The 11,491-nt window shown below is 66.5% G+C and carries 11 protein-coding genes and 1 pseudogene; all 12 read right to left on the reverse strand.

All coding sequences use genetic code 11. From position 1 onward, the window contains the following. Positions 1-348 (reverse strand): annotated as a pseudogene (locus tag ACFWF3_RS09175) (cytochrome P450); the annotation flags it as partial. A gap of 128 nt (positions 349-476) precedes the next feature. Beyond that, positions 477-1,088, reverse strand: a complete 612-nt coding sequence (locus ACFWF3_RS09180) for a hypothetical protein (protein WP_379313184.1) — start codon at positions 1,086-1,088, stop codon at positions 477-479. A gap of 45 nt (positions 1,089-1,133) precedes the next feature. Continuing rightward, complete coding sequence (locus ACFWF3_RS09185; protein WP_379313185.1) at positions 1,134-2,420, reverse strand: MlaD family protein; 1,287 nt, start codon at positions 2,418-2,420, stop codon at positions 1,134-1,136. Further along, positions 2,417-3,523 (reverse strand): MlaD family protein, encoded by a 1,107-nt coding sequence (locus ACFWF3_RS09190; RefSeq protein ID WP_379313186.1) that lies wholly within the window; start codon positions 3,521-3,523, stop codon positions 2,417-2,419. Before ACFWF3_RS09190 ends, ACFWF3_RS09185 begins: the two co-directional genes overlap by 4 nt. Then, positions 3,520-4,623 carry an MCE family protein gene (locus tag ACFWF3_RS09195; RefSeq protein WP_379313188.1) on the reverse strand — a complete coding sequence of 368 codons (1,104 nt, stop codon included), beginning with the start codon at positions 4,621-4,623 and terminating at the stop codon, positions 3,520-3,522. The genes ACFWF3_RS09190 and ACFWF3_RS09195 overlap by 4 nt, the downstream gene beginning before the upstream one ends. Further along, positions 4,620-5,630: an MCE family protein gene (locus ACFWF3_RS09200; RefSeq protein ID WP_379313189.1), complete on the reverse strand. Its 1,011-nt coding sequence runs from the start codon at positions 5,628-5,630 to the stop codon at positions 4,620-4,622. The genes ACFWF3_RS09195 and ACFWF3_RS09200 overlap by 4 nt, the downstream gene beginning before the upstream one ends. Before the next feature lie 4 nt (positions 5,631-5,634). Next, entirely contained in the window at positions 5,635-6,672 is a 1,038-nt protein-coding gene (locus ACFWF3_RS09205) for an MlaD family protein (protein ID WP_379313190.1), read from the reverse strand. Then, the gene (locus tag ACFWF3_RS09210; protein WP_379313191.1) at positions 6,669-7,934 is read right to left on the reverse strand and encodes an MlaD family protein; all 1,266 of its coding nucleotides are present in this window, start codon (positions 7,932-7,934) and stop codon (positions 6,669-6,671) included. The genes ACFWF3_RS09205 and ACFWF3_RS09210 overlap by 4 nt, the downstream gene beginning before the upstream one ends. Continuing rightward, the gene (locus tag ACFWF3_RS09215) at positions 7,935-8,789 is read right to left on the reverse strand and encodes an ABC transporter permease (RefSeq protein ID WP_378990283.1); all 855 of its coding nucleotides are present in this window, start codon (positions 8,787-8,789) and stop codon (positions 7,935-7,937) included. It lies immediately after the preceding gene. After that, entirely contained in the window at positions 8,789-9,619 is an 831-nt protein-coding gene (locus tag ACFWF3_RS09220; RefSeq protein ID WP_378990285.1) for an MlaE family ABC transporter permease, read from the reverse strand. Before ACFWF3_RS09220 ends, ACFWF3_RS09215 begins: the two co-directional genes overlap by 1 nt. Before the next feature lie 2 nt (positions 9,620-9,621). Next, positions 9,622-10,116, reverse strand: coding sequence for a hypothetical protein (locus ACFWF3_RS09225; RefSeq protein WP_378990427.1), 495 nt, complete (start codon positions 10,114-10,116; stop codon positions 9,622-9,624). Positions 10,117-10,417: 301 nt separating this feature from the next. Beyond that, entirely contained in the window at positions 10,418-11,071 is a 654-nt protein-coding gene (locus ACFWF3_RS09230) for a TetR family transcriptional regulator (RefSeq protein WP_378990286.1), read from the reverse strand. Positions 11,072-11,491 lie beyond the last annotated feature (420 nt).

Here is an 11,491-nt window from a genome sequence, read left to right on the forward strand (position 1 = left end):
AGACAGATTCAACACCGACCGCGCGAAGGTGTGCTGCGGCGGGTCCATCGTCACCATGTGCTCGAACATCGGCAACTCGGTCCGATGCTGGTCGATGAGGTCGCTGATATCGTCGCCGACCGGCGTGAACGGCAGTGGCGGGAAGGGTCCGCCGACGGCGACAGCCGAGGAGAAGATCGACGAATCCTTCAGTACCTCAGCCGATTCCTCATATCCGGTGACGGCGTACACACCGAAGTGCGGCTCCTGGGTCACCGGGCACTTCGACCGCAGATGATCGAAATAGGGATGGGGATCAGGAATCAGATCCGGGTCGGTGAAGTAGTTCACTGTATCGAAATCGGTCACGGAGAACTCCAGGTGATCGGGAAGCCGCGACAAAGACGCGCACTTCGATGGTAACAACCATATTCATTTTTGAGAACCTCATTCCCGCCAGGCAGCACGGAACTCCGCGCGGTCGAGCGGGTAGAGGATTAGGGCAGGTAGACCCGGCTGGCCAGCCAGCGTCCGTTGACGAGTTCCATCGTCATCTGGACCCGGCTGTGGTCGACGCGCGGATCGGCGGCGGCGATATTGGTGACCGTCTGATCGATGAACAACAGCACTTCGACCTTGGTCTCGGATTTCGATTTCACCGCGGCATCGAGCACCGTGCCGGTGCCGGTCGCCTTGTTCTCGAGCAACAGCTGGCGCAGCTGCCCGCTCGACCGGGTGTACATGTCCTTGAACTCGCCGGTCGATCCGTCCAGCACCGCCGCGAAATCACGATCGAGGTGGTTGGAGTCCACGCTGGTCAAGGTGACGGCGTAGGCCCGCGCCGCCGCGAGCCCGGCTTCGGCGGCGGCGTCGGTGTCGGACTTCTCGTCGAGTTTCCAGCCGAGGAAGCCCGCCGCCGCCAGCGCTGCCACGGCGGCCACCACGGTGACCGGCGCGGCGATCCGGCGCGCGATCGCTCGCATCAGCTGTAGCTTCGTCGGGCCTGCCTGTTTCGGCTCTTCTGTCGGCGCCGGGTCCGAATCCGCCGATGACTTCACTACCGCCGGTTCGAGCAATTCGGTCTCGGTCTTGGTGTCTGTGTCGTTCATAGCAATTCCTAGCGTGGTGGTGTGCGGTGCGAGTCCGGAAGCCGGTCACCGAGGTACCGGTGTCGACAGATCCGGCCCGGCGAAGGTGAGCGGAAGTGTCCATGGTCCGAGCGGAGTCGGGATCGCCTGCGTCGCGGTCGCCTGTCCCGGCGGCGGCGGACCGGGGACACGCGAACCCGGCGGGCGCGGTGCGTTGCGCGCACCGCGAATGAGGACCGACGGGTCCTCGTTCGGGCAATAGGTGTAGAGGTAGGGCTCGGGGAAGTCCGGCTGCGACGGCGAATGTCGCGGCAGGTTGTAATCGCAGGAGTAGCGGGGGTACAGATTCACCAGCCCCCAGAGGCCACCGTCGTGGAATGCCGCGGTGAGGTTGCCCAGCGTCGAGCCAGCCCGCTCGGTCGGGAAGAAGAACTCCCGCAGGGCAGGCACTCGCGAGTTCGCCATGTCGGACACCGTGGCGAGGTTGCCGAGCAGGTCGACCACGCCGGGCGAGTTCTGGTCCAGCACCGCGTCCAGCGCACCGAGCGTGCCCGGCGCCGCGCCGAGCAGATCGACGAATCCGCCCGACTTCGCCTCCACGCCCGACATCACTCGTGCCGCGTCACCGGCGAATTCACCCAGTCCCGGCGAGGCGGCGGCCGCGGTGCTCAGCACCGTCCGACTGTCGCGCAGCAGCCCGACCGTTTGGGGCAGCACCGAATCCAAGGTGGAGACGAGAAAGATGCCACCGTCGATGATGTCGGAGAGCTTGCGCGGGCCCTGCTCGCTCACCCCGAGTTCCTTGACGATCGCCGCCAGCCGCGCCGGATCCACCTGTGCGAGCGTGGTATCCAGCTGCGCGAGGGTCTGCCACAGCGGCACCGGCGTCGAAGTCCGCTCCACCTCGATCTCGGCGCCGTCGGTCAGGTAGGGGCCGTCGTCGTCGACCGGGCGGAAGTCGAGATACTGCTCGCCCGCCAGCGACAGGCTCGCGACCCGAACCGCGCCACCGACGGGCACCCGGGCCTGCGCGTCGATCGCCGCGGTGGCCACCAACCCGGTCGAGGTCAACTCGATCGCGGTGACCTCACCGATCGGGACACCGCGCAAGGTGACATTCTGCCCGGTCAACAGCCCACCGGACTGTGCGAGGTGCACCCGGACAGTCATGGTGGCCGCCGTGGGGTCGACGCCGAGGGCGCCGAACAGCAGATACGCGATGCCGACGATCAGGGTCAGCACCAGCGCGCCGCTGGACAGGATGGACCGGAACCGGCTGCCGAGCACGGCCGCGCCGACCACGACGCGCGCGGGCACGCCGAGCACGAGCCGAAATCGCTGCGCACCTGTCATCGCCCCGCTCCCGTCACGCGCTGCTGCAGTTTGAGCAGGGTGTAGGTCAGGGTGCCGACGAGCGCCTGCCAGTCGCTCGCGTCCGGTATCCGGCTGCCCGGATCACCGGGATGCGCCGGATCGGGCACCGCACCGATCGTCACGTCCTGCAGATCGGCGTTCACGTGCGCCGAGGTGCCGTTGGTGATCTTGATGATCGGTCCGAGAATCGAATTCATCGCCGCGAGACTCGCATTGGGATCGGTCGAGGCCGCGTTGAGCCCCGCGGAGAGCCGGTTGACGTCGGCGACCATGCCCGCGGCGGACCCGTCGATGACGGGGAACTTCGCCAGTTCCCGACTGATCTGATCGACCTGCCGGATCAGCGTCAACGCCTGCTGGGAACTGTCGGTGGCGGCCGTGAGCGCCGGTCCCGCGACGTCGGCCAACTCACCGAGCGGGCGACGCTGCTCCTGCAATTGCCGGGTGAGCTGGTCGACTTCGACGAGTGCGGTGCGGATATCGGCCGATCGCGCGGCCAGTGCCTGCACCACTCTGGTCGATCTGTCCAGCAGCGCGGCGAGATTCGCGCCTCGGTCGCCGACAGCGTGTCCGAGACCGTTGACGATATTGGTCAGGTTCCGGATCACCCCACCGTTGACCAGCAGCGACGCGGTGGTGAGCAGCTCCTCGATGGTGGCCGCGGCCTGGGTGGACGACAGCGCGATGGTGTCGCCGTCGCGCAGCACCGGCCCGCCGGGAGCGGCGGCGTCGGGCGGAGTGAGCGCCACGAAGACATCACCGAGTGGTGTGGCGGTACGCAATTCGGCCCGGGTGCCCACCGGCAGAGCCACCCCCGGCTGAATGCGCATCGTGACCACGGCGGTGTAGTCGCGTGCCGACATCCGCGCGACCTCGCCCACGTCGGCACCGAGCACCCGCACCTTCGCCTGCTCGGGCAGGTTCAGCGCATTGGCGAAGCCGGCGTGGATCGTATAGCCGCCGTCGCCGACGCCCGGCGCGGGCAACGGCAGATCACCCAGACCCACCGCGCAGCCGGGCACGGTGGCCAGCACCACCCCGGCCAGCAGCAGGGTCGACGCGGACCGATATCGCTGTCTCATCGCGGCAACCTCGACATCGCCTCTAGCATGTCGGTGATGCCGAAGTCCGGCCCGAAATCCTGCAATGTTCCTGTGCTGCAACCGAGTTGGCGTAGCCCCAGCACGTTGCACACCTCCTTCACCAGTTGGCCGTCGAAGAAGACCTTGTCCAGCAGCGCGTGCACCCGGACGCCGCGGTAGTCGACGTCGATGGCGTGGTATGCGTTGTTCAGCAACAGCGGTGTCACGTCGATGAACTCGGCGACCTCCTCGCGGTAGTCCGCGAGCGCGTGGGTGACGGTGCCCGCGTTGGTCACCGTGGAGCGCAGGCTCGCACTGTTCTGGGACAGCAGGTCGTCGGTCTGCTGCATGATCTGCACGATCTGCGCGCCGGTATCCCCCGCGCCGATCTGGAGATCGGCCAAGACATCACCCAATTGTCCTGTCGCACTGCCGAATTCGCGGATCGTCTGGTCGTTGTCGGCCGCGGCGCGAATCAGGACAGCCAGGTGCTCGACGATATCGGTGATCGCCTTCTGGGTCTGGGCTCCCCCGTCCTCGCCGAGCCGCAGGGCACCGGACAGTTCGTTCATCGTGGCCCGAAGTTCCGGACCGCTGCCCGAGGCGATCCGCGCGGACGTATCGAGCAGGCGCGCGATCGGACCGGTATCGGGAGTCGCGCCGGCCAACTGCGCGGCCATCCCGTCGGCGGCGCCGAGCAAGCGGTCGAAGTCGATGGGGGTGCGGGTGCGGTCGAGGCCCAGCTGCGCTCCGTCGGCCAGGGTGGCGCCGCCGCGGTAGGCGGGTGTGAACTCGACGTGGCGATCGGTCAGTACCGAGGTCGAGACGGTCACCGCGGTCGCGTCCGCCGGGATGTCCACCGCGCCCTCGACCCGCATGGTGACCTCGACATGGGAACCGCGCGGGGTAATGGCGGTGACCTCACCGACCGGCATCCCGAGCACGGCCACGGCGTTGCCGACGTAGAGTCCGGCGCCGTTGTCGAATCGGGCTGTCACAGTGATGGCCGAATCCGTGTCGTCCGGGCTGCCCGTGCACCCCGCGAGCGCGCCGAGTCCGAGCACCAGCACGATCCTGACCAGCGTGGCGAGTCGTGTCATTTGCAGTCCTGGAAGTAGGGGGCCAGCGCGACCTGGTCGGCACGCCCGCTCAGCGCACACATCCAGGAATCGATCAGCGGCCCCGCGGGCGCGGTGAAGTCGACCTCGTTGGCGGTGCCCGACGCGTTCGCGAAATTGCGGATGGGGACGGGCAAGATCTGCAGGATGTTGCGCAACAGGTCGTCGTGGCGGGCGAGGCTGCCGAGCAATCCGTCGAAACCGCGCAGCAGTTCGTCGATCTTGGGCCGATCCTCGACGACCAACACCCTGACCTGATCCGCCAGCCGCCGCGTCGAGTCCATCAGGGTCTGGAGCGCACCGCGCCGCGCGAGAATCTCGGTGACCAGGTCGCGGCCCTGGCCCACGATGGCCGCGAGGTCGCCCTGCTGACCGTTGACCACCGTGGTCAGCTGTTGCACGCCGGTCAGGAGCGCGCCGAGTTCGTTGCGACGGCTGCCCAGCAGTGCGGCCAGCGAGCGCAGATTCCCCAGCAGCCCGGGCAATACCGTCGGCACGCCGTCGAGTTGGTTGGCCAGCGCGTCGAGCGAGGTGGCGATACGTCCGGAGTCGATCTGTTCGAATGTCGCGGTGGCGTTGTCGAGTGCTTGCTGCAGATCGTAGGGAACGGCGGTGCGCGACAGACCGATTCGGTGATCGGCGATCTCGCCGTCGCCCGCCGGGGTCAGTTCGATGTAGCGGGCGCCGAGCAGGGTGGTCAGTTTGATGGCGGCGCGGGTGTCGGCGCCGAGGGCGGCCGATCGATCGACGCTCAGGGTGACCAGCACCCGGTCACCGGCCAGCCGCTGACCCGCGACCGTGCCGACCGGAACACCGGCGACGGTGACCCCGTCCCCCACGCGCAGACCGGCGGCCTGCGCGAACTCGACGTCGTAGCGCTGCTGTCCGACGCCGAGGGAGTTGAAACCCACCGCCCCGGCGACGATGGCGAGCAACAGTCCGAGCGCGATCAGCCCCAGCACGGCTTTCGAAGGCTGTTTCGATGTCATTGCCTCACCTGCAGATCGGTGATTGTTGGATGGCGCCGGTCGGCGAGGCCAGAGCGACGATGGTCGGTACCAGGGTGGCCAGCGCGGGCAGGAACGTCACGCCCATGTTGCACAGGTAGGTGTTGAGGTAGGACCCCTCCTGGCTCGCCCTGGCGAGCCCCTTCAGCAGCGCGGGCAGGTTGAAGCCCAGGTAGGCGAAACTGTCCTTGTTCTGCTCGAAGTGCTTGGTGAAGCCTGGTTCGCGCGTGAGGAATTCGTTCAGCTGTGGCCGCACATCCTCGACGACGGTGGCCAGGCGCCCGGTCACCGACGCGACGGTCGTCAACGACCCCATCAGCTCGTCACGGTGACGCGAGAGCCCGTCGATGATCGAGCGCGACTGTGTGAGCAGGGTGCTCACCGAGCCGCTGTGCGCGGCCAGGTCTCCCACCACCTGGCTCAGGTTCGTGATCACCGCCCCGAGCACCTGATCCGGACCGGCAACGGACTCGGCCAGGGTGGAAACCTGCGCGATCAGCAGCACCAGCGAGGTGTTGTCGCCCTGGAGCGCGGTGATCAGCGCTCCGGTCACATTGTCGACCTGCTGCGGATCCAGCCCACCGAACAGGGGCTCGAACCCGTTGAGCAGCACCGAGATATCGAATGAGGGTTCGGTGTGCTCGAGCGGGATCGTGCCACCGGGCGCCACCTCCTGCGGTTGCCCGAAGTCGGCCAGGGAAAGGCCGAGATAGCGCTGGCCGATGACATTCTGATAGGTGATCGAGGCTTTCGTGTTCCCGAACACCTTCTGTTGTTCCTCGACCCGGAACCGCACCTCGGCGCGATTGCCGACCAGCGCGATCCCGTCGACGCGACCCACCCGTACCCCGGCCATCCGCACATCGTCGCCGGCGCGCAGGCCCGTGACATCGCTGAAGATCGCGGAGTACGTTCTCGCCGAGCCGTCCACCCCGCGGTGCAGCGTCACGAAGGTGACCCAGATCAGTCCAAGGGACACGACCAGGAACAGGCTCAGCCCGATCAGTGATCGACGAAAACTCATCGGCCGCCACCCACTGGGAGCGGACTGTCGGAGAGCAGTTGCGCCAGTACCGATTCCGCGGCGTTGGCCTCTCCGCCCAGAATCCGGCGGATCAGGTCCTGCAGTTCCGGCGCCAGCTGGGGTACCGAATACGACCGCGGATTCATACTGGGTGACAACTCCTGCTGGGGGATCGAGTCCGGTGCGGTGGAGCAACTCGGCGCGGCCAACTGGCCGTATCGGGGACAGTCCGCACGGGTGTAGGCGGTGTGCGGGCTCAACCGGAACTGGAATTTGCCGGTACCCATCTGGGTGTCGGAGTTCCAGAACTCGGCGAACCACAGATCCGAGATCGTTTTGATCCGGACCACGATCGGTGCGAAACTGCCGGCTCCCTCGCCCAATACATCGAGGACCGGCATCAGATCATTCGTCACTGTGACGATCTGCTCGGTATGTCGAGCCAGCCCGCCGCCCACCTTGGACAGGGTGTTGTTGCCCGCGGACAGCAGGTTCATCAGTTCACCCTCGCGTTCGGCGACCGTGCGCAGCGGAAGCACCGCCGAGTGCAGGGCATCGAGCAGGTCCGGGGCCGCCGCGTTGAGTCCGTGCACCGCCTCGGCCATCGCGCCCAGGGTCGAGGGCCCACCATCCGGCGCGAGTAGCGCATCGAATTCCCTGGTGATCCGGTCGAGTTGCCCACCGGCGCGCACGATGTCGTCACCCCGCCGATCCGTGGCCGCGGCCACCGCGGCGAGCATTCCGACTGTGGTGTCGGACCCGACCCGCCCCGTACTCGCGATGATCTCGCGCAACTTGGTCAACGCGGTCTGCAGCTGGACGGTCGCGAGGCCGCGGTCCTGGGCGATCTCGGTATCGGCGGTCAGCCCGGGGCCGGGCCCGTTGTCCACCAACTGGACCGAGGACACGGCGAAGACATTGCTCGGCACCACCCGCGCGGTCACCGTGCGCGGCACTTTCCCGGCGTACGCCGGGTCGAGCAGCAATGTCACCCGATTCGGACCGCCGTTGTCGGCGAGCGCCACCGTGGACACCGCGCCGATCAGCAGACCACGAAACTTCACGTCGGATCGGGCGGGCAGACCATCGCCGAGCTGATCCAGCATGGCGATCACTTCGACCTTGTCGTCGAAGCGGCCCGTCGACTTCATCAACAGTGCCGTGACCATGGCTACGGTCAGCACGATCAACACCACGCCACGCAGCACCAGCGAGAATGCGCCGGGACCTCGCCCATCCTTCTCAAACGGAGTCGCCGGCATCTACCCTCCCAGCCGAGCGCTGGAACCGATGCCCCAAAGACCCACGGTCAGCAGCAGATTGACCACGATCATCACCGAGATGGACGCGCGCATCGCCCGGCCCGCGGCCGTGCCGACGCCCTGGGGGCCGCCCGCGGCGTAGAAGCCGTAGTAGCACTGGATCGTCGAGGTGAGGATCACGAACAGAATCGCCTTGATCAGCGAGTACACGATGTCGGGGCCGTTGAGCACCAGCTGGAAGTAGTGCTGATAGGTGCCCGCCGATAGACCGCCGGACAGACCGACCACTATTTCCACCGCCAGGTAGTTGGCCGCCAGACAGACCAGATACAGCGGGAACATCGCGACCACCGACGCGAGGATCCTGGTACTGACCAGATACGGAACCGCGCGAATGGCCATCGCCTCCATCGCCTCGATCTCCTCGGCGATCCCCATCGCACCGAGTTGCGCGGTGAACCGGCACCCAGCCTGGGCGGCGAAAGCCAGCGAGGCCATGATGGGCGCCAATTCCCTGGTCGAGGCGGTCGAGGCGATCAACCCGACGGTGGGCTCCATGCCCAGCAGGTGCAGTGCGTTGTAGCCCTCCAGACCCACGATCGCACCGCCCGCCGCGCCGAGCACGATGATCACGCCCGCGGTGCCGCCGCCGACGACGATCGAACCATTTCCCCAGGTGATGTCGGACAGGATGCGCAGAAATTCCTTGCGGTAGTGCCGCAGCATCACCGGAATCGAGAACAGGGCCCGGATCAGGAACGTCCCCATATGGCCGACCCGCATCGCCCCCGCGGCCAGCCGGACCGCGGCCCGGTGCACCGGCCGCACCCCCGGCGGGTAGTACTGCGCGGCCATTACAGCCCCTGCCGTGGCAGCAAGATCATGTACAGCTGGGTGAAGGCGACGTTCACGATCATCAGCAGCAGGATCGAGGAAACCACTGTCGAGTTGACCGAATTCGCCACGCCCGCCGGACCGCCCTTGGTGGTCAGCCCTTTCTCGCAGGCGACCACGGCGACGATCGCCCCGTAGACAACAGCTTTGATCATGGTCAGCACCAGATCGTCCACGGTCGCGAAGGACGAGAACGTCGCGACGAAACTTCCCGGCGCCCCGCCCTGAACGAAGACATTGAACAAGTAGCCCGCGAGAAAGCCGACGAAGCAGACGATTCCCGTCAGCGACACCCCGATCAGTACCCCGGCCGCCAGCCGGGGGACGACCAGGCGGCGGATCACCGAGACACCCATGATCTCCATGGCGTCCAGTTCGTCGCGGATCTTGCGCGACCCGAGATCCGCGCAGATCGCCGAGCCGACCGCCGAAGCCATCAGCAGCGCCGCGACCATCGGCGCCCCCTGCCGGATCACCGCGAGCCCGCTCGCCGCACCGGCGAGCGAGGTCGCCCCGACCTGCCCGGCCAGCAACCCGAACTGGATGGACAGCGTCACTCCGATCGGCAGGGCGACAAAGATCGTCGGCAAGGCCGCCGACGACGCCATGAACGCGGCCTGTCTGACGAACTCCTGGAACGCGAATCGACCGGTGACCGTGTCGATGGCGAGAAAGCGCACAGCGCGCATGCCGAGGACGAATTGGCCACCGACCGTTTCCAAGGCGGCAATCGGGTGTCGGCGCAGATAGCCGCGCGCCCACTCGGCTATCTCACGATCGGCCGTTGCCATGGTCAACTCGCGGAGACCAATCCAGCAGTGGTCCGTGACGCGCTGACACGGAACATCTCGGTGGGGCCGACTTCTTCGGCGGGGAATCCCGCCGTAGCCAAGGCGCAGGCTTTGAACGCGCGCGCGGCCCGGCTGACGCGATGGTGGGTGATCTTCACTCGATCCGCCAGTTCGGCCGGAAGGGCATCGCCCCACAGCGACAGCTCGGCCGAACGGTGGTCGAGACAGTCCAGAATGCCATCGCGCACACGACAGTCCGCGACCATCTGGGTGGGTACAGCCACCGCATGCGGCCAGGTGTCGTGTTTCGGGGCCGCCAGCGACTGTTCGATATCGAGCACAGTGGCACCGAGGATCTGCAACGGGCGCACGTCGGAGTGGTCGTCGACGAGCACGGTCACTTCCCACCCGGCGGTTGTTCGATCGAAGAGCCAACCTCCCGCGTAGCGAACAACTTCCACGGCATTCGGCGCGACGATGGCCAGGCGATATCGCAGCGGATGCCGGCGGGCGTGGGCTCTCCAGTGGGCGGAATCAACGAATTGTGCGGCCATGTGCTTCCCATCCAAACTTCGAATCTGAAGATCTCGACAGGTGCGCCCCACGCCCGGATTTCGATCGCTCGGAGCCCCTGCCGACCACACGGTAATCCGGTTACTCAGCATGTGACAGCAGTCTCATCTAAGTAACTAGTGATCTACGTCACATTGATTTGCCCTTGACGTACAGCCCTGAAATTCGCCTTACCGCAGGTCATTCGGGTTGTTCGAGCCGTCGGCCGGCGGGATCCGTCCGTGCCTAGCGGGCGGGCCCGTAAGGACCAGCCAACGAGGGATACACGAGCGGCGACGAGCCCTCCTCGCCCTCGGCCACCCGAACGCGCGCCGCTTCGGCCACGCTGCCACTGGTCAATCGGTCGATCGCACGCTCGAGCATGGGCAGGATCTCGGTCACATCGAGATCCTTGTCGACGAATCGACCGGTCAACGCGTAGATCAAATTGGTGACGATCAGTCCGACGTCCTCGACATAGTCGCGATCGTAGCCATCGAACAACATCGCGGCGACCGGCAACACGGCGCTCACACCCTGTGCGTCCAATTGCCTACCACCGATGCCGCTGCGCGCGCGATGGTAGGCCTCGAGCATTCTGGGATTGCGTTCCCACGGCTCGAAGACGTGCCGGATGACGCGGACCAACCCGTCGCGCAGCGATTCACCCGGAACAGGCAACTCCAGTTCGGCATAGCTGTTGATCGCCATCCACCGAGTGACAGCGGCGACCATCAACTCGTCACGGGTGGCGAACTTCTTGTATACCGTCGCGAGCGAAACCTGGGCCCGACGCGCGACCTCCTTGAGCTGCAGATCGTCGTACCCATCCGACATCAACATCTCCATCACGACGTCGATGATCCGGACCGAGGAGTCCGTTTCCGGTGACCGTTTCACTCCACCACGGTATCGCCGCTGGTCGACTGACCTACTCCCGGGCCGACCGTCTCGACTCCGCAGACCTGGCGCTCTTCATCGATGAGCCGACGCCGATCGTGATGGCACCACCGCCGCGGGCAACCCGGCGGCGGGACCGAACCGGCGGGATTCCGCGACGCTCCGACCTAGACTACTGCCGATCAGCGGGTGGGTTTTCTGGAATTCTCACACGCGCAACCAACAGATAGGCGATGCGGTCGAGACCAAGGGTGAGTCGATGAACAACGGCAAGACGCTGCGGGACTGGTGGCACGATCCTGTCGACTACCGATGGCTCGTCCGCACGCTGGCCGCCAGGTCGGCGCTGGTTCCGCTGAAGATTCTGATCGGCCTCGCGGGAGCCGCGATCGCGGTGATGGGCGCGGTGATCGCGGGAAC

Origin of the sequence: Nocardia sp. NPDC060220, assembly GCF_042727815.1 — a bacterium.
Taxonomy (GTDB): Bacteria; Actinomycetota; Actinomycetes; order Mycobacteriales; family Mycobacteriaceae; genus Nocardia.